The organism is Bradyrhizobium vignae (assembly GCF_900324035.1).
Lineage (GTDB): Bacteria > Pseudomonadota > Alphaproteobacteria > Rhizobiales > Xanthobacteraceae > Bradyrhizobium > Bradyrhizobium vignae.
The window spans coordinates 4,128,824-4,145,482 of the sequence record NZ_LS398110.1 but is presented as its reverse complement, the minus strand read 5'-3'; the positions used below and the strand labels follow the sequence as shown (position 1 = coordinate 4,145,482).

General features: G+C 64.8%; 17 protein-coding genes and 1 tRNA gene. 2 read left to right on the top strand and 16 right to left on the bottom strand.

Translation table 11 applies throughout. The annotated features are described in order from the left end of the window. The first annotated feature begins 143 nt into the window (after positions 1-143). On the top strand, positions 144-1,100 hold the full coding sequence (locus BRAD3257_RS20170; RefSeq protein ID WP_122403259.1) for an alpha/beta fold hydrolase: 957 nt from the start codon (positions 144-146) through the stop codon (positions 1,098-1,100). Here BRAD3257_RS20170 and BRAD3257_RS20165 read toward each other — a convergent pair. The 3 genes from BRAD3257_RS20165 to BRAD3257_RS20150 all read right to left on the bottom strand — a co-directional run bounded on the left by BRAD3257_RS20165 (position 1,094) and on the right by BRAD3257_RS20150 (position 3,489). Beyond that, positions 1,094-2,020 carry a septal ring lytic transglycosylase RlpA family protein gene (locus tag BRAD3257_RS20165; protein WP_122403258.1) on the bottom strand — a complete coding sequence of 309 codons (927 nt, stop codon included), beginning with the start codon at positions 2,018-2,020 and terminating at the stop codon, positions 1,094-1,096. The genes BRAD3257_RS20170 and BRAD3257_RS20165 overlap by 7 nt on opposite strands. A 747-nt stretch (positions 2,021-2,767) precedes the next feature. Then, the gene (locus tag BRAD3257_RS20155) at positions 2,768-3,082 is read right to left on the bottom strand and encodes a hypothetical protein (RefSeq protein ID WP_376707307.1); all 315 of its coding nucleotides are present in this window, start codon (positions 3,080-3,082) and stop codon (positions 2,768-2,770) included. An 86-nt stretch (positions 3,083-3,168) separates the two neighbouring features. Beyond that, entirely contained in the window at positions 3,169-3,489 is a 321-nt protein-coding gene (locus tag BRAD3257_RS20150) for a DUF1476 domain-containing protein (RefSeq protein WP_162500276.1), read from the bottom strand. Between the two features lie 247 nt (positions 3,490-3,736). Between BRAD3257_RS20150 and BRAD3257_RS20145 the strand changes: the two genes are divergently transcribed. Then, the gene (locus tag BRAD3257_RS20145; RefSeq protein WP_122403256.1) at positions 3,737-3,931 is read left to right on the top strand and encodes a hypothetical protein; all 195 of its coding nucleotides are present in this window, start codon (positions 3,737-3,739) and stop codon (positions 3,929-3,931) included. A gap of 124 nt (positions 3,932-4,055) precedes the next feature. Here BRAD3257_RS20145 and BRAD3257_RS20140 read toward each other — a convergent pair whose 3' ends face one another. The 13 genes from BRAD3257_RS20140 to BRAD3257_RS20080 all read right to left on the bottom strand — a co-directional run bounded on the left by BRAD3257_RS20140 (position 4,056) and on the right by BRAD3257_RS20080 (position 16,659). Beyond that, complete coding sequence (locus BRAD3257_RS20140; protein ID WP_122403255.1) at positions 4,056-4,247, bottom strand: hypothetical protein; 192 nt, start codon at positions 4,245-4,247, stop codon at positions 4,056-4,058. Positions 4,248-4,459: 212 nt separating this feature from the next. Beyond that, positions 4,460-5,167: an endonuclease/exonuclease/phosphatase family protein gene (locus BRAD3257_RS20135; RefSeq protein ID WP_122406671.1), complete on the bottom strand. Its 708-nt coding sequence runs from the start codon at positions 5,165-5,167 to the stop codon at positions 4,460-4,462. Next, on the bottom strand, positions 5,167-7,296 hold the full coding sequence (locus tag BRAD3257_RS20130) for a VTT domain-containing protein (RefSeq protein WP_244607652.1): 2,130 nt from the start codon (positions 7,294-7,296) through the stop codon (positions 5,167-5,169). The genes BRAD3257_RS20135 and BRAD3257_RS20130 overlap by 1 nt, the downstream gene beginning before the upstream one ends. Before the next feature lie 50 nt (positions 7,297-7,346). Beyond that, complete coding sequence (locus BRAD3257_RS20125; protein WP_122403254.1) at positions 7,347-7,643, bottom strand: hypothetical protein; 297 nt, start codon at positions 7,641-7,643, stop codon at positions 7,347-7,349. 721 nt (positions 7,644-8,364) lie between these two features. Next, complete coding sequence (locus BRAD3257_RS20120) at positions 8,365-8,760, bottom strand: hypothetical protein (RefSeq protein ID WP_129143479.1); 396 nt, start codon at positions 8,758-8,760, stop codon at positions 8,365-8,367. A gap of 241 nt (positions 8,761-9,001) precedes the next feature. Beyond that, positions 9,002-9,091, bottom strand: a tRNA-Ser gene (locus BRAD3257_RS20115). 274 nt (positions 9,092-9,365) lie between these two features. Next, complete coding sequence (locus BRAD3257_RS40080) at positions 9,366-9,689, bottom strand: hypothetical protein (protein ID WP_162500275.1); 324 nt, start codon at positions 9,687-9,689, stop codon at positions 9,366-9,368. Between the two features lie 325 nt (positions 9,690-10,014). Continuing rightward, on the bottom strand, positions 10,015-10,332 hold the full coding sequence (locus tag BRAD3257_RS20105) for a hypothetical protein (RefSeq protein ID WP_122403251.1): 318 nt from the start codon (positions 10,330-10,332) through the stop codon (positions 10,015-10,017). Between the two features lie 399 nt (positions 10,333-10,731). Further along, a complete protein-coding gene (gene ilvD, locus BRAD3257_RS20100) occupies positions 10,732-12,582 on the bottom strand; it encodes a dihydroxy-acid dehydratase (RefSeq protein ID WP_122403250.1) in 1,851 nt (616 codons plus the stop codon). Positions 12,583-12,849: 267 nt separating this feature from the next. Next, positions 12,850-13,773 (bottom strand): ABC transporter permease, encoded by a 924-nt coding sequence (locus BRAD3257_RS20095; protein ID WP_122403249.1) that lies wholly within the window; start codon positions 13,771-13,773, stop codon positions 12,850-12,852. Beyond that, positions 13,770-14,699: an ABC transporter permease gene (locus BRAD3257_RS20090; RefSeq protein WP_162500274.1), complete on the bottom strand. Its 930-nt coding sequence runs from the start codon at positions 14,697-14,699 to the stop codon at positions 13,770-13,772. Before BRAD3257_RS20090 ends, BRAD3257_RS20095 begins: the two co-directional genes overlap by 4 nt. Beyond that, positions 14,699-15,679, bottom strand: a complete 981-nt coding sequence (locus BRAD3257_RS20085; RefSeq protein ID WP_122403247.1) for an ABC transporter ATP-binding protein — start codon at positions 15,677-15,679, stop codon at positions 14,699-14,701. The genes BRAD3257_RS20090 and BRAD3257_RS20085 overlap by 1 nt, the downstream gene beginning before the upstream one ends. Then, a complete protein-coding gene (locus BRAD3257_RS20080; RefSeq protein ID WP_122403246.1) occupies positions 15,676-16,659 on the bottom strand; it encodes an ABC transporter ATP-binding protein in 984 nt (327 codons plus the stop codon). The genes BRAD3257_RS20085 and BRAD3257_RS20080 overlap by 4 nt, the downstream gene beginning before the upstream one ends.

Genomic DNA, 16,659 nt, shown 5'->3' with positions numbered 1-16,659 from the left:
TGAGAGAGGCGTTCTAACAGCTGGAACAGATGCGAACAACACGCGGTTGGACGCTGTCCCTGAGATTGCACGATTCTCGTCGCGCCCCTATCGTGGCATCTCATGTTTCTCGACCAAACCCCTGAAACAAGGCGGAAAAGCGAATGTCCTCAACTCGGATGATCAAGGCCAATGGGGTCGAGCTGTTCGTTCGCGAAGCCGGCCAAGGTCCGCTGGTGGTGCTGTGCCATGGCTGGCCGGAACTGTCCTACTCCTGGCGCCACCAGATCCCCGCGCTCGCCGGGGCCGGGTTTCACGTCGTCGCCCCCGACATGCGTGGCTACGGCCAGAGCGCAGCGCCGCCTGATGTGAACGCCTACTCGATCTTCGACACGGTCGGCGACGTCGTCGGCCTCGTCCAGGCGCTGGGCGAGACCAAGGCGATGGTGGTCGGCCACGACTGGGGCGCTCCGGTCGCCTGGCATGCGGCGCTGTTCCGTCCCGACATCTTCACCGCCGTCGCGGGCCTGAGTGTTCCGCCGCCCTTTCGCGGTCGCGCCAAACCGCTCGAATTGTTGCGCCAGGGCGGCGTCACCAACTTCTACTGGCAGTATTTCCAGGCGCCCGGCATCGCCGAGGCCGAGCTCGAGCGTGACGTCGCCCGCACCATGCGCATCGTCCTCGGCGGACGGGGCCTCGCCGATCCCACCGCGGCCATGTTCGTGCAGGAGGGCAAGGGCTTCCTCGGCCATGCGGGCGCCGAGGAGCCGCTGCCCGGCTGGCTGAGCGAGGCTGATCTGGCCTACTTCACCGAAAGCTTCCGCAAGTCCGGCTTCCGCGGCGGGCTGAACTGGTACCGCAACATCGACCGCAATTGGGAACTGACCGCGCCCTGGCAGGACGCGCAGATCCACCAGCCGTCCCTCTTTATCGCCGGCTCAAAAGACGCCGTAATCACTGGCCTGATCGGCGCCAAGCGCGTCAACGAGCTCGAACGCGTGCTGCCCAATCTCAAGGGCAAGCTGATCCTCGATGGCGCCGGCCATTGGGTGCAGCAGGAGCGGCCCGACGAGGTGAACGCGGCGCTGGTGAAATTCCTGACGGCGAGCGCGGCTCAGTAGAGCCCGCGGCCGCTCAGGATGCTGCGGGCCTCGGCGGCGCCATCGGCTGACGAGAGAGCGCTCTCGGTCGCATAGCGGCCGTCCTCGTCATAGGACACCGCGCGGGCGTTCTGGAGCGCCCGGCCCCGGCTGCGGCTCGATGCCGACATTTCCGACGTCGCGTTGAGCGAGGCCATGTCGGCCGAGCTGTTGCCGAGATTGTAGGGCCGCCCCTCCGGCAGCGGGACCTCGCCGCGAATGGCACCGCGGGTCGAGGACGGCAGCTCCGGGACGAACGGCTTGGCAGACGCGACCCGCACCATCGACGGCGACGGTGCCGGAACGCCGGTGCGCAAGGTGGCCATCAGCTGGCGGTCGTCGGAGCCTTCAAGCGGCGCCCGGCCGACATATTCGACCCGGACCCTCGCAACGCCATTGCCTTTGAATTCAAGGAGTTCGGCGGCCTTGTTCGAGACATCGATGAGGCGGTTGCCGTGATACGGCCCGCGGTCATTGACGCGGACGATCAGCGACTTGCCGTTCGAGATGTTGGTCACCCGCGCGTAGGACGGCATCGGCAGGGTCGGATGCGCCGCGGTCAGCGAGGCCATGTCGAACACTTCGCCATTGGCGGTCAGGCGGCCATGGAAATCATCGCCGTACCAGGACGCCAAGCCCTCGGCGCGGTAGTTGACGTCCTCCTCGGGCACGTAGGTCTTACCCGCCACGACATAAGGTTTGCCGACGCGGTAGGTGCCGCCGCCCTTCGGGACCGGATCGCCCCAGGCCACCACCCGGGGGCTCGACGACACGCCGTATTTCGGATCGACGCGGCTGGCGAACTTGTTCGAGGAGGCGCAATTGGCCAGCACAACGCAAGTTGCGACCGCCGCAACACCGCGCGCGGCTCGCAAAACCGAATCTGACCGTTGGATCCCCATGCGCCCCAAATACCACTTCGCCGGAGACGTGCCCAACCCGCTTTGGCCACGGGGAGCGCTGTCCGGCCCTCTGTTTCCGAAACGGCCCACCACCGCGTCCGAAGTGGTAAGGATAACGCAACCCGAACACGGCGGAAATGGGGAGCCCACAGCGATCACGTCAGGATGGTAAACGCCACGTTCGCTTCTTCCCGTCGGTCTACGGAGCTGAGGCGCCCTTCTCTGTGCCACTCCTGGAGTGCCACTCCTGGACATTCTGTTGCGCCAAATCCTCACTCCACCCCCATTGTCACGCCGCTCACCGAAATTCTTTTGACTGTGCAAGGCTGCACGCGTTCTCTCGGATGTAAGGGCGGGTTTTGGAATTTGACGATGATCGAGACTGTTTCGGCACTGATGGGTCTAGTAAGCGCGGGGATCTTCCTGGCCCATGCGTTTGAAGGTTACCGCACGAGGGCCTGAAGGCACTCGCGCGGGCGGCAAGCATCACCTCTTTCAAGGCGGCGCGTTCGGACGAGTTTGACCGATCCGACCGCGCATCGAAGACGGGAGCGGCAGGTGTCCCATGCGCAACCATGACCTCGTATCCAATGGCTTCCTGGCCTTGACCGCCGGCGGCTTGGTGCTGCTGTGCTCGAGTCTCGTCGCTCTTGCGTTTGCCTGAGTCACCTCTCTGATCTCCAGCCAAGCCATCGCGACACAGCACACAGCTTCGTCAGTTGACCGCGAGCTCCGGGGACGCGCCGCTCAGCGCAGGCCCAACAGCGAACGGCGATAGAAGCTGTCGCCGGCCTCGCGCAGGCAAACGAAGCTGCCGTCGAAGCCCTGGCCGTAGCGCTTCTGACCCTTGCGGTAGTAGATGCCCTTCCTGAAATCGAGCCAGACCACCCTGTCGTGCGGGCAATGACGCTGCGCCTGAGCCTCGTAGCGAAACGGCGTCAGCGGCGTCGCCGAGACCTCGGCGCCGCCTGCACCAACCAGCATGATGCCCGCGCATGTGACCGCACCGGACCACTTGCCAAAACAGTTTCCAGACACGCCCCACCTCCGGTTCGTCGCCATCGCAAGACCGCCGATCGCGACGGTAGCACGAAACAGCACCGCCCATGGAAGGCGGCAACCGCATCGCGTCTTCCGCCGGCCATCTCTCACTGCTTGTCCGCTTCGAGCTGCGCCAGCGCCTGGTGCAGACACTCCTGAAGCTTCTGAGCGACCTGCTCACGCGCGACGCCTTTGTCTGCGAGATCACCCGACACCTTGCCGACGACATCGTCGATCGTCCGGCTCTCCAGATGATCCGTCACCAGCGCGGTTGCGTAGCGTGCCGCAGCATCGCCGCTGAGCCCGAGCTGGCCTGCGGCCCACAGCCCGAGCAGCTTGTTGGACCGCGCGGTCGCCTTGAACATGAATTCCTCGTCGCGGGCGAATTTGGCCTCAAAGCCCTGCTCGCGCTTGTCGAACGTGGTCATGGTCAGCTCCATCTGATTTCGCTGATGAGGATCGGACCTGCTGGGAGCGAACGTCTCCGCGGTTCACGTCAGTTTAGGATCATTTGAAGCTTCCTCCCGGAAGCCGAACGCCGTCAAGCCTGGCGATGCGCCCCAGGCCGGGTGCACGGGAAGCCCCGCGCCAGTCAATTCGCTCAAGGCTCGGAATGCTTACAACTCGTTAAGCAGATTCAGCGCCGCATGGCGCGGAGACATCGAGAGCTGACGCATGAAGAGAGAGCTGCGGGAGTTTCGACGGCTTGAACGGGTCTGCCTGGAGCAGGCCGCCCTCTCCACCCTGGATCGCGTACGAAGCGGGCTGCCGAAGGTCGCCGACGATTGTCGCGCCGCGGCCGAAGCGATCGAGGCACAATCACCCCGCGGGGCGTTTGCAGAAGCCGTCCAGGCGCTCAAGGTGGCCTGAGGCCAAGGAGCACGTCCAAGGGGCACGTCCAAGGGGCACGTTCAAGGGGCACGTCCAAGCGGCACTGGCCGCCGGAACCCAGTCGGGTGAAGCGATTCAGAGATCGGGCGGCGTGCGCGTTCGCTCAGCCTTTCGCTGCCGCTGCTTCGCGGGCCAGCCGCTCGGCCTTCAGCCGTTCCTTGTTGGCGTAAAACGCCTTCTGCGCCGCTTCATAATCGCGCATGGCCTTCTCCGCCTCGATCCGGCGTGCCGCATCGCGCGCGTGGCGCTGTTCGGGGGTCAGGGGTTTGCGTCGGAAGGAAAGGTCTTCAGTCATGCCAAATCAACGTAGCGGCAAGGAAAAAGTTCCGCTTGGCGAGCTGAGGGGCCCTTGAGCGCAGACGCAATAACTCGCAAAACAACCCCATGCACAGTAGCTAAGTCCTGCTGCGACAACACCTTTTGCATCCGCGCAAATGGCGGTCGAGCCGTCGGGCCAAACAGTCCGTACTGCCGTCTTCGGAAAATCACCAGGACAGCCGATCGGTCTCACGAAGGTCCTCTTCCGTCAGCCGACGACATCTCCATCTCGATGTCTGCAAGCACAGGCAAATGGTCGGAATAAGCCCTTGCCTCTCGGTCGGTCCAAACGTTCCCAAACCGGCTGTCGGGCGTTGCATAGATCCTGTCGAGCCGTAGAAGGGGCAGACGCGCCGGGAAGGTTCGAAGCCGCGTACGGTTTGGACAGACCTGCGCGAGCACGCGCCGCACCGACTTCACCCAGAACCAGTCGTTGAAGTCGCCGAGGACGACGGTCCTTCCAGGTTTCACCAGGCTCGCCAGAGCCCGAGCCTGCGCATAGCGCTCGTGGACACTGAGGCCGAGATGAGTGGCCACCACGCGCACATCGCCAAAAGGTGTCAGCAGTCCCGTGGCAATCGCTCTGCGTGGTTCCCGCTCCCGATACGATACGTCGACGATCTCGGGCACGCTGGAGAACGGAAAGCGGCTCAGGAGCATCTGACCGTACTCGCCATCCCGAGTGACGATCGACTTGGCGTGAACGCGATGATCGCCGACGACACTCGCCAGCTTCGCAAACGGATCGTCGGACCGCGATCGCGAATCCACCTCCTGAAGCGCCACGACATCCGGCGACCACTTGCGAATGATGCAGCAAACCCCCTCCAGATCGAATGTCGGATTGAGATTGAACGTGCCGTGCACATTCCAGGTCATGAAGCGCATCGGCGCCATCAGCGCCTCCCAGCGAGCCACGTCGCGACGAATTGTGCGCCCGCGCAGATCCCGAGCCAGCCCAGAAATGCCAGGGCCAGCAGCAAAATGTTGCTCCAGGAGGCATTCCTGGCCAGATCCGCGATCTGAGCGCCCAGAACGGCCATGGCGAGAATTCCGGGCATCATGCCCAGCAGAGTTCCAACCAGGAAGTCGCGCAGCGGCAGCGTGCTCGCTCCGGCCACGACATTCACCAACGAGAATGGTGCGACGGGAATCATCCGGATCACGACGACAGCCAGAATGCCCTCGCCCACGACACGTTCCTGGATGCGCCCCGCACGTCGGCCGAGCAACTTCTGGAGGCGTTCTCGGCCAAGTGACCGCCCGATCACAAAAAGAACGAAAGCGCTGAGCAAGACGCCGGCCATTGCGGTGACGAAGCCCAGCCATGGCCCGAGTGCGGCAGCAGTAGCTGCAATGAGCACGAGAACCGGAAACACGACCAGCCCGCCGACGACAAACGCGGTGATCGCGAACAGTGGACCCCAGATGGACTGCGAGTAGGCAGACAGTAGAGCCGAGATATGCGCGGCGTCGGCAAAATCAGTCAATGACGTGTACGACCAAGCCATTCCCAGTCCGAAAAGCCCCACCGCTATCGACGCAATGCCAATTATGGTCTTCGTGCGCCACATGCGCGATGCCGCCCGTTCCAGATGAAGAGGCCGCTCAGGATCCGCCACGGGCTGAACCATTGTGGCCAGCGTACTGGTCAGGACCGAGCACTCCACGTCCCGCAGCGTCTTCGCCCCATCGGCGCTCGCCACGTCGTCCAGCACAGCGAAAAGACGATCCTCGTTTTGCCCTATGATCTGTTCGTCGAGACCACAGAAATGGGCGATCAGGCGGCGGCGGACCGACGCGATGAAATCCCGATGCTCCTCGGTTGCGGCTTCAAAAATCAGGTCACATTCGCTGTCGGCCCCCATCGACCGATTGTTCAGGTTGGCCGAGCCGATCCTCAAGATCCTGTTATCGACGATGATGAGCTTGCTGTGCACCATCACGGCAGCGTCCGTGTCCCCGCTGCGTGAGACCGGGTAGACGAAGCGGATGCGATCCGCGATACCCGCCGTGCCGAAGCAATCGATGAAAGCTCCGCGGCCGTTTTGCATGGCCTGGGATTCCAGCCATGAGGAGTGCAGCTTGGGCGCGACCACCAGTACCCGAAGCGAAGGCACGCGAAGCATCTGCTCCACCAGTTCACGCGCGATCTTGATGGCGCTGGTGAACTGGTTCTCGATGTAAATGAAACTCGTCGCGGACCGGATCGCTGCAATCAACGAGCGTTCGACCTCATTGATGCTCGAGCCTGCAGGACAGACGACCTCGGTCCTGGCGATGCCGACCGGCATATGCTCGGCCTCGATCGGTACATTCGCCGGCCAGCGACTGCTCCTCGGCGCGCGCCGGTCGTGCGCCTTTCCCCCTGCCGCACGCCATCGCCCTTCCGCAATGTCGAGGAGCGAGGCCGCAGCCTCCCCGTCGACCATGCATTGAACATCATGAAAGGGCGGGTATGGCTTACCCTCGGGATCGCAGCGCAATTCGTGAACGGCACGATGCTCGCTCGTGTCCCAGCGCCTGATCGTCAGATCGAGCCCGCCGACGAACGCCAGTGAACCGTCGATACAGACGATCTTCTGGTGTTGCGCCGATCCAAACGGAAGCGTGGCATCCAGATGAAACCGGACGCGGCCATATGTTTCGGCGGTAAATTTCGCTGCAGAGTTCCATTCCCTTTCGGAGGCGTAAAACGAGACGAAGTCCCAGACGAGGATGTCGATCCGCAAGGTCGGGCGGCGATGAACGAGCGCGCGCAGGAAGGCGCCGAGTTGTTCGGGCAAGCCGTCATCTGCGCGCCCGGAAGCGCCGACCAGCCTGGTTTCACTATGGATATCCCATCCGATGATATAGACGAGATCTTGCGCTTCCAGCAGCGCTTGCCGGAGGGCCGCGAAATAAACGGCAGCATCATTCAGAACCGCCACACGCTGCGCTTCACACCGCCGCCAGACGGTGTCGCCGGGCATCAGGGTCGATGAACTCTGAAGCAGGTGGACCTCGCAATTCGCGTTTTCGTCCAAACGCGCCGGACGCTCAAGGGGTTCCACGTCTTCAGTGCGTGCGAATGCCGTTACCTGGTATGCACGCTCTTTGCACCCGCGCTCCTCAAGACATCTGCGATCTTCTCGGGCGCATCGCCGTGAAAATCCACGGAGACCTCGATCGGACCTTCCAGCTTCTGCCGCCCCTCCGGCGCGGGCGACGCCTTGACGTCGCTACCTGCCGGACGGGTCCCCACCGTGTTGGTGCCGCCGGCGGCTTGAACGAACACATCGCTTCGCGGCACGCCGCATTCCTGCACGACATGCTCAACTGCGAGCTCGGCGCCGCGGCGCGTATCGAATTCCCCGATGATCGTACTTTCCACAAGCGCTCTCCATGAATGGGTCGAGAGTGCGAACAACAGGCGAGCCAAGGCCAGGTTCCTGCAAGCTTCGGGATGTGTTTCTCCGTCGTTGGAGCATCGGCTTGGTTGGAGCATCGACTTGGTTGAAGCATCGACTTGGTTGAAGCATCGACTTGGACCACGCGCTGGCGCTTAGAATCGAATGATCCCGAACAGGAACAGAAGTGCGACAGTGACCAGGCCGGAGATCAGCAGCGAGCCGAGACATCCCAGCCGGTTCGAGAAAAAGAAGAACATGCGTGGCCCGCTGTGAAACTTCCTGTCGGGCTAATCTCTGACGTTCGAGGGCGTTCCTGCCCCGCTGTCGTTCGTCGTTATGGCGAGGCGCGCCGGCGCTTCGGACCACAAGGCCTGGCGCGAGGCTGCAGACAAATTCCGCGAGGCCACGGGCAAGGTGGCCGCGGCCCGCACCGCGGACGTCGATGCCGCGCTCATTCTACGCCGTACACGGATATTCCGTGGAGCACTGGTATCACTGATGAGCTGGGCATCTAAGATCAAGGCGCACTGGCACAACAAGCGCCCACGTGGCGATGCCTGGAGATCGACGGGGAGGTTTTCGGCGGCGTGGATGGGAGCGATCCCGAGCCGGTGGTCGCTTCACTCCTGCGGGACCTCCAGCAGATGATGGAAGGCCGCCCAGCCTGAAGTCTCCTCGGCCCGCCGGTTCACGCTGGCGGGCTCAATAATAGCGATAATATCGGCGTCGGGGACCGCGATCGTAGTAGTCACCGCCGTAGTACCCTCGGCCCTGCTGAAACTGCGGGGGTACCGTTCCGTTTGGATAGCATTGTCCATCTCGGATATCGACGTCGGCGCCATGGCCGCAGGGCACCGGATATCTGCCATGGCCGTAGCCGCCCCCGCGATAATAGTACTGCCTCGCGGCCTGTTCTTGAGGAGGAAGGTATCCGTTTGGATAGCACATGCCGTCACGGGCGCTGACGTCCCAGCCGTCGCCGCACGGCGGAGGGTGCCTGGGGACGCCATACTGGACCTGCTGGATGGGCTGGTGAGTCTCCATCGCCGGCAAAGCCTGACCCGTGAGTAGCGCTGCGACGAGCCCGATAATAATCATCCGACAACCTCCACAAGGCGCAGGGTGCTTCAGCCGGTATGACCCCCCCGTGAATGGTTCGGTTCACGCTGGCGGGCCTCTCTGTTTGAGGCGGCATGCGATAAGCCGAACGGCGACGGCGCCAGCAAGATTGCCACGCCCAATGAGGTGAAGACGTCTGGGTCTAAGCCACGGTCGATTGCACGTTCGTTTGTGTACAGCCGCGCCCAATAGAGATAATAAATTGATTTTGCTTAGCTTTTGGCGGAAGGGGTGGGATTCGAACCCACGGTACCCTTGCGGGCACGCCGGTTTTCAAGACCGGTGCCTTAAACCACTCGGCCACCCTTCCTGAGCTTGGAATGGCTGTCGCTTAACCCAGTCGACTGCGCAAGGCAACGCGAAGTTGGGCGCCCTCGCCTCCCAGCTCCTTGTCAGGCAAGCGTCAGCCTGTTGCCTTAGGCTGCACGCCTAGCAATCCCGATACCGGCGACATCTCCCAGGGCGTCGCAGGTTGCGAGGCCCGGGTTGGATTGGTCTCCATGCCCGGGCCTCGTTTTGCTGCTCGCAAACGAAACCGGCGCCCCAGGAGGAGCGCCGCTCGAAGCCGGTTCTGTTACGTGGCATCAGTAGCCGCAGGACGCGCAGCCCATCTGCACCGGGGCGTAGTAGGAATAGCCTGGCGAGACCATCTCGACGCGTTGGCGCGTGGCGTATTGCGGCGGGATGCGTTCGTACTGGACGCTCGGGGGCGCCACCATCACGGTCTGCGGCACCATCACGGTGCGATACTGCGCCGGCGTGCGGTGCGCGACGACGGCGCCGGGCGAGACCATCACGGTCTCGTCGACGGTACGGTATTGCGGCGGCACATATTGCTGCTGATAGCAGGTCGTGCACGACGGCGGCGCATAGCAATTGTAGCAGCCTGCGGAGGCTGCGTCCGTCATGGACATCGCGGCGACGGCAGTGGAAAAAACAACGGCGAGAGTACGAGACATTGCAGTGGTGCCCCAATTGCCCGAAATGGATTTGCGAAGTGTCGCGGGAGTATACGCCGCAAGACCTTGCCTGGCCGAACTTCGTCGGGGCATCCTTAACGCGAACGGCTGATCGCGGCGAACCGGTAAGAACTCATTGACCACGCGCATTGGCGCGCGATGGGCGTCTGCTCCGAAGTCCGCATGACGAGCGAGAGCGTGATCGCTGCTCCGGCAATTCGACATCGCCGCGGTACTCGTTCGAGCGGAAGTTTCTTCCGCCGATGGTCGAGCCTCAACGCCTCGCGGCTCTTTCCAGGAACTCCAGCAGCGAGGGATCGGTCTCCTCGAGTTCGACGAAGCGGCGGCGCAGCTCGTCGGCGATTTCGGCGGTGGCATCCCGCGACCATCCCTCCGCGGTATTGAAGGCCACGATGCGTGTGGGATGCAGATACTGCCCTTCGGCGAGATGTCTGAGCAGGGTCGCGCGATTGGCATCCTCCTCGGCAGTTTCACACCAGGCGCGGCCCAGCCGGCGGCCGAAATCATCGAGCACGAGATAGACGTCCTGGTCTGTCGTAATTTGCGGCACGAGTGATGGAGAATGACTCATGGCTAGCTCCGCTAGTGGCAATCCGGAGCGTTGCGGACGGATCTCGATATGGTGACCGCCTCGGCCGGATTCGGAAAACATGAATTTCGGCGATGTTTCTCAGGATGGCACGATTAAATCGAAAATAAAATAAAAAATAATAAGAATTAAATAGCGAGGTGTGGACAAATGCACTAAGTTGACCGGGCCTGGCGGGCGAGCCCGCGCGTCGGGTGCCCACTTCGCAAACGGCTCCCGCTCCCACCCCCAACAGCCCACGCCCCGGGAAGCGGGGGCCGTTCTTTCCGAATCTTCTCTTCGGCTCCGTGTTTCCCGCAACGGCGCATCCGCGCGCTCGCGTGGAGCCGCGAGCCGTTCCGGAAGACCGTCGATCCAGCCTGTGACGTGCCGATCAGGCGCCTATCTCGAGCGCCGCTTCACCTCGCGCACCGCGCCGCGCGCGGCGCTGGTGGTGAGCGCGGCATAGGCCTGAAGCGCGGTCGAGACGTTGCGCTTGCGGCTCTGCGGCTGCCAGGCGGCATCGCCCTTCGCCTCCTCCGCAGCGCGGCGCTTGGCGAGCTCCTCGTCGGAGACTTCCAGGCTGATGCTGCGGTTCGGGATGTCGATGGCGATTAGGTCGCCGTCGCGCACGAGACCGATGGTGCCGCCTTCGGCAGCTTCCGGCGACAGATGGCCGATCGACAGGCCCGAGGAGCCGCCGGAGAAACGGCCGTCGGTAACGAGCGCACAGGCTTTGCCGAGGCCCATCGATTTCAGATAGCTCGTCGGATACAGCATCTCCTGCATGCCGGGGCCGCCGCGCGGGCCTTCATAGCGCACGACGACGACGTCACCGGCGACGACCTTGCCGCCCAAAATGCCTTCGACCGCGGCGTCCTGGCTCTCGAACACGCGCGCGGGGCCGGAGAATTTCAGGATCGAGGCGTCGACGCCGGCGGTCTTCACGATGCAGCCGTCCTGCGCGAGGTTGCCGTAGAGCACGGCGAGACCGCCGTCCTTGCTGAAGGCATGTTCGAGATCGCGCACGACGCCCTTCTCGCGGTCGGCATCGAGCTCGTCATAGCGGCGCTCCTGGCTGAACGCGACCTGGGTCGGGATGCCGCCGGGCGAGGCGCGATAGAAGGTGCGCACCTGTTCGCTCTTGGTGCGCTTGATGTCCCAGCGCTCCAATGCCTCGTTCATGGTCGGCGCGTGCACGGTCGAGACCGAAGTGTCGATCAGCCCGGCGCGGTCGAGCTCGCCGAGAATGCCCATGATGCCGCCGGCGCGGTGCACGTCCTCGACGTGCACGTCAGCCACTGACGGCGCGACCTTGCAGAGCACGGGCACCCGGCGCGACAGCCGGTCGATGTCGCGCATGGTGAACTCGACCTGGCCTTCATGGGCGGCGGCGAGCAGATGCAGCACGGTGTTGGTAGAGCCGCCCATCGCGATGTCGAGCGTCATGGCGTTCTCGAACGCCTTGAAGTTCGCGATGTTGCGCGGCAGGACCGAAGCATCGTCCTGCTCGTAGTAGCGGCGGACGAGATCGACGATGGTGTGGCCGGCCTCGACGAACAGGCGCTTGCGGTCGGCATGGGTTGCGACCACCGAGCCGTTGCCGGGCAGCGCGAGGCCAAGCGCCTCGGTGAGGCAGTTCATGGAATTGGCGGTGAACATGCCCGAGCAGGAGCCGCAGGTCGGACAGGCCGAGCGCTCGATCACCTTGACGTCGTCGTCGCTGACCTTGGAGTCGGCGGCGGCCACCATGGCGTCGATGAGGTCGACGGCCCTGGTCTTGCCCTCGAGCTTGACCTTGCCGGCCTCCATCGGGCCGCCCGAGACGAACACGGCGGGGATGTTGAGCCGCAGCGCGGCCATCAGCATGCCGGGCGTGATCTTGTCGCAGTTGGAGATGCAGACGAGTCCGTCGGCGCAGTGCGCGTTGGCCATGTACTCGACGCTGTCGGCGATCAACTCGCGAGAGGGCAGGCTGTAGAGCATGCCGTCATGGCCCATGGCGATGCCGTCGTCGACTGCGATGGTGTTGAACTCTTTCGCCACGCCGCCGGCCTGCTCGATCTCGCGCGCCACCAGCTGGCCGAGATCCTTGAGATGGACGTGGCCGGGCACGAACTGGGTGAAGGAGTTGACGACCGCGATGATCGGCTTGCCGAAATCGCCGTCCTTCATGCCCGTCGCACGCCAGAGGCCGCGGGCGCCCGCCATGTTGCGGCCGTGGGTGGTGGTGCGGGAGCGATAGGCTGGCATGGCGGTTTCCGTCCTCGATTGGCTTGGGCCGGGCAGAAAATGAAAGCCGCCTCAGGCCTTTCCGGCCGGATAGCGCACGGACCCGGCGGGCGCAACGGGAACTTGCCGCGAAACGGCCCGGATCGGCCCCGTGCAGGCCTCCCCTGCTCCCGGCGCGTGGGCGCAGGCGGTCTCAGTCGTCATGGGGCTTGTCCCGGGCATCCACGTTCTTGGTTCTGCGCGGCAAAGACGTGGATGGCCGGGACAAGCCCGGCCATGACGGAGCACTTACTGCAGCGTCGGATCGAGCCGGTCGCGCAGCCAGTCGCCGATTACTGACACCGCCAGCGTGGTGACGACGATGGTGGTCGCCGGCGCCAGCATGATCCAGGGTGCCCGGGTGAGGTATTCGCGGCCATAGCCGACCATGTTGCCGAGGCTGGTCATCGGCGGCTGCACGCCGAGACCGAGGAACGACAGGCCGGATTCCGTCAGGATCACCTCTGGGAAGACCAGCGTGGTCGAGACGATCAGGGTGGAGGCGATGTTGGGCAGGATGTGTCGGAGATAGATCCGCGACGGCGTTGCGCCAAGCTGGCGGACGGCGACGGCGTAGCCTTGCGCATTGGCGGAGATCGCAAGGCCGCGCGCGATGCGGGCGTAGCGCTCCCAGCCGAACAGGCCCATCAGGCCGATCAAGAGCGGCAGCGAGTTGCCGAAAAAGGCGAGCACCGCCAGCGCCATGATCAGGAAGGGCATGCTGGCCTGGAAGTCGGACAGCATCAGCACGAGCTGCTCCACCAGCCCTCGGAAATGCGCGGCGAGGAAGCCGAGCGTGGTGCCGACCATCGCCGAGATCGCGGTGGCGCCGAAGGCGATCAGCAGCGAGATGCGGATGGAGACGAGCAACCGCGACAACACGTCCCGGCCGAGCTCGTCGGTACCCAGCCAGTGCGCGGCATTGCCGGGCGCCGAGAGCCGGTTGCGCAGGTCGAGCTGGGTGAAGCCGTAAGGTGCGATCTTCTCCGCGAAAGCCGCAATGACGAGCATCGCCACGATCCAGGAGATCGCGAGCGCAACCGAGACAGGAATCGCCGGCAGGCTGATGCGGCGGCGGACGCTAGATCCTAGTCTTGACGCGTTTTCTTTACGCGAGACGGAATCCACGTCGCTTGAAAACGCCTTGGTGTCCTTCAGCGTCGCGTCGGTCATGCGTGCGCTCCTTTGCTGCGCAGCCGCGGATCGAGGAAGCCGTAGAGGAAGTCGACGACCAGGTTGGACGTCACCATGGTCATGGCAACCAGCAGAAGGATGCATTGCACGACCGCGAGGTCGCGGTTGGCGACCGCGACGACGAGCAGGCGCCCTACTCCCGGCCAGGCAAACACGCTCTCGACCACGACCGCGCCGGCCATCAGCGTACCCACCATGAAGCCGAGAATGGTGACAGTCGGGATCGCCGCGTTCGGCAGCGCATGCGAGGTCACCACCTTGCGCCACGGCACGCCTTTGGCCGAGGCGGTGCGGATGTAGGGTTGGCCCAGCACTTCGAGCATTGCGCTGCGGGTGAAGCGCGCCAGCACAGCAGCTCCGCCGAGGCTCAGCGTTGCGATCGGCAGGATGGCGTGGCGCCAACTGTCTTGCCCGCCTGAGGGCAGCCAGCCGAGCTGCACGGCGAAGACGAGCACCAGCACCAGCGCGAGCACGAAGCTCGGTACCGTGAAACCAGCCACCGCCGTCATCATCACGGCACGGTCGATGCCCGAGCCGCGATGCAGCGCGGCGTAGATGCCGGCGGGAATGCCGAGCGCGACCTTGAAGACGAAGGCCGGCAAGGTCAGCGCCAGCGTCGCCGGAATCCGCTCCAGCACCAGCTCGATCGCGGGCCGGCCGTCGCGCATGGAGCGGCCGAGCTCGCCCCTGGCGATGGCGCCGAAATAGTCGAGATACTGAAACCAGATGGGATCATCGAGGCCCCAGGCCTTGCGAAACGCCGCGAGCACCTCAGGCGGCGCCTCGGGTCCCAGGATCATCAGCGCGGGATCGCCCGAGAGACGCAGCACGACGAACGCGAAGGTGACGACGAGCACGATCGTCAGCGCCGCGCGTCCGATCCGAATGGCGAAATAGCGTCCCATCACGCCGCGTCCCGCGCCGGCGTGCCCGTGACGAGATGGCACGCGACCCGTCTGTCACCGCTGATGGCCGCGAGCGTCGGCACCTCACTCGCACAGCGTGCAATCGCGCGCGGGCAGCGCGGATGGAAGGCGCAGCCTTGCGGGCGCGCCGCCGGGTTCGGCGGATCGCCTGACAGCACGATCCGGCCGGCGCTGCGGCGGCCCGGCGCGGGCGAGGCCGAGACCAGTGCCTCCGTATAGGGGTGCTCGGGGCGCGCAAAGAGATCGTCGGCGCTGCCGATCTCGACGATGCGGCCGAGATACATCACGGCGACGACATTGCTGATCTGCCTGACGACGCGCAGGTCGTGGCTGATGAACAGCAGCGTCAGCGACAGCTGGGCCTGGAGATCGGCGAGCAGGTTCACCACCTGCGCCTGGATCGAGACGTCGAGCGCGCTGACCGGCTCGTCGCAGACGAGAAAATCGGGCTTGGTCGCCAGCGCCCGCGCCAGCACGATACGCTGGCGCTGGCCGCCGGACAGCGCGCCCGCATAGCGCTGCGCCGGTGTCAGCTCGACCGCGCGCAGCAATTCGCGCACGCGCTCCTCGCGCATCGCGGGCGTGCCGAGGCCGTGGATGTCGAGCGGCTCGCGGATCTGCGTTGCGACCGGCAGGCGCCGGTCCAGCGCCCCCAGCGGGTCCTGGAAGATCATCTGCATGCGCGCGCGCTGGGCGCGCCACACGGCTGTTCCCGGCGCGGCCATGGGCTTGCCGCCAAACCGCACCTCGCCGCTATCGGACGGCTCGAGGCCGAGCACGATCCGCCCCGTGGTCGACTTGCCCGAGCCGGACTCTCCGACAAGGCCCAGCGTTTGGCCTCTGGCAATCGTGAGCGACACGGCGTCGACGGCATGCACAGCCGTCGCTCGGCCGAACATTCCGGAGCGCATCGAATAGGTGCGCGAGATCGCGGAGACCTCGACGAGCGGCGCGCTCATTCGGCGGCGATCCCGAGCAGCGCGCGGCGCGAAGCCTCGGCGCGGATGCAGGCGACGCTGCGGTCGTTCGCGATTGGCGCCAGGCTCGGCGCGGCCAGGCCGCACGGTTCGGCTGCCAGCGCGCAGCGCGGCGCGAAAGCGCAGCCGCTTGGCATCTGCGCGGGATCGGGCACCGTTCCAGGAATAGCGGTGAGACGCCGCCGCGGTCCGTCGAGCGGCGGCAGTGCGCCGATCAGGCCCTGCGCGTAGGGATGCACGGGATCGGCGAACAGCTGGTTGCTCGGGGCGTCCTCGACGATGCGGCCGGCATACATCACCGCGACACGGTCGCAATTCTCCGCGACGACGCCGAGATCGTGGCTGATCAGCACCATCGCGATGCCGAGCTCGCGGCGGACCGTAGAGAGCAGCTCCAGGATCTGGGCCTGGATGGTGGCGTCGAGCGCCGTGGTCGGCTCGTCCGCGATCAGGAGATCGGGATTTCCGGCCAGCGCCATCGCGATCATGATGCGCTGGATCTGCCCGCCGGAGAATTCGTGCGGATAGGCCTCTAACCGCCGCGCCGCATCGGGAATGCCGACGAGTTCGAGCAGCCGCCGTGCTTCCGTCTTCACGGCGCTGCCTTGGAGATCACGATGCAGCGCCAGTGCTTCGCAGAGCTGCTTGCGAATGGTCAGCACCGGATTGAGCGCGCTCGCCGGATCCTGGAAGATCATGGCGATGCGCCCGCCCCTGACATGATCGAGCTCGGCTGCCGGCGCGCCGAGGATCTCTCGTCCCTCGAGCTGCACCGAGCCTGTGACATGCGCATGCCGGGGCAACAGACCGAGCGCGGCCAGCCACGTCACCGACTTGCCGGAGCCGGACTCCCCGACGAGGCCGAGGGCCTCGCCCCTCTGCAAGACAATGTCGACGCCGCGCAGGACCGGCACGCCGTTGAAGGCGACGCGCAAGTCCCGGATGCTGACCAGCGGCGGCAC

Coding starts and splice junctions, on each gene's coding strand:
- BRAD3257_RS20170 (WP_122403259.1), top strand. CDS start 144: ATGTCCTCAACTCGGATGATCAAGGCCAATGGGGTCGAGCTGTTCGTT.
- BRAD3257_RS20165 (WP_122403258.1), bottom strand. CDS start 2,020: ATGGGGATCCAACGGTCAGATTCGGTTTTGCGAGCCGCGCGCGGTGTT.
- BRAD3257_RS20155 (WP_376707307.1), bottom strand. CDS start 3,082: ATGGCGACGAACCGGAGGTGGGGCGTGTCTGGAAACTGTTTTGGCAAG.
- BRAD3257_RS20150 (WP_162500276.1), bottom strand. CDS start 3,489: ATGACCACGTTCGACAAGCGCGAGCAGGGCTTTGAGGCCAAATTCGCC.
- BRAD3257_RS20145 (WP_122403256.1), top strand. CDS start 3,737: ATGAAGAGAGAGCTGCGGGAGTTTCGACGGCTTGAACGGGTCTGCCTG.
- BRAD3257_RS20140 (WP_122403255.1), bottom strand. CDS start 4,247: ATGACTGAAGACCTTTCCTTCCGACGCAAACCCCTGACCCCCGAACAG.
- BRAD3257_RS20135 (WP_122406671.1), bottom strand. CDS start 5,167: ATGGCGCCGATGCGCTTCATGACCTGGAATGTGCACGGCACGTTCAAT.
- BRAD3257_RS20120 (WP_129143479.1), bottom strand. CDS start 8,760: ATGATTATTATCGGGCTCGTCGCAGCGCTACTCACGGGTCAGGCTTTG.
- BRAD3257_RS40080 (WP_162500275.1), bottom strand. CDS start 9,689: ATGACGGACGCAGCCTCCGCAGGCTGCTACAATTGCTATGCGCCGCCG.
- BRAD3257_RS20105 (WP_122403251.1), bottom strand. CDS start 10,332: ATGAGTCATTCTCCATCACTCGTGCCGCAAATTACGACAGACCAGGAC.
- ilvD (WP_122403250.1), bottom strand. CDS start 12,582: ATGCCAGCCTATCGCTCCCGCACCACCACCCACGGCCGCAACATGGCG.
- BRAD3257_RS20095 (WP_122403249.1), bottom strand. CDS start 13,773: ATGACCGACGCGACGCTGAAGGACACCAAGGCGTTTTCAAGCGACGTG.
- BRAD3257_RS20090 (WP_162500274.1), bottom strand. CDS start 14,699: ATGGGACGCTATTTCGCCATTCGGATCGGACGCGCGGCGCTGACGATC.
- BRAD3257_RS20085 (WP_122403247.1), bottom strand. CDS start 15,679: ATGAGCGCGCCGCTCGTCGAGGTCTCCGCGATCTCGCGCACCTATTCG.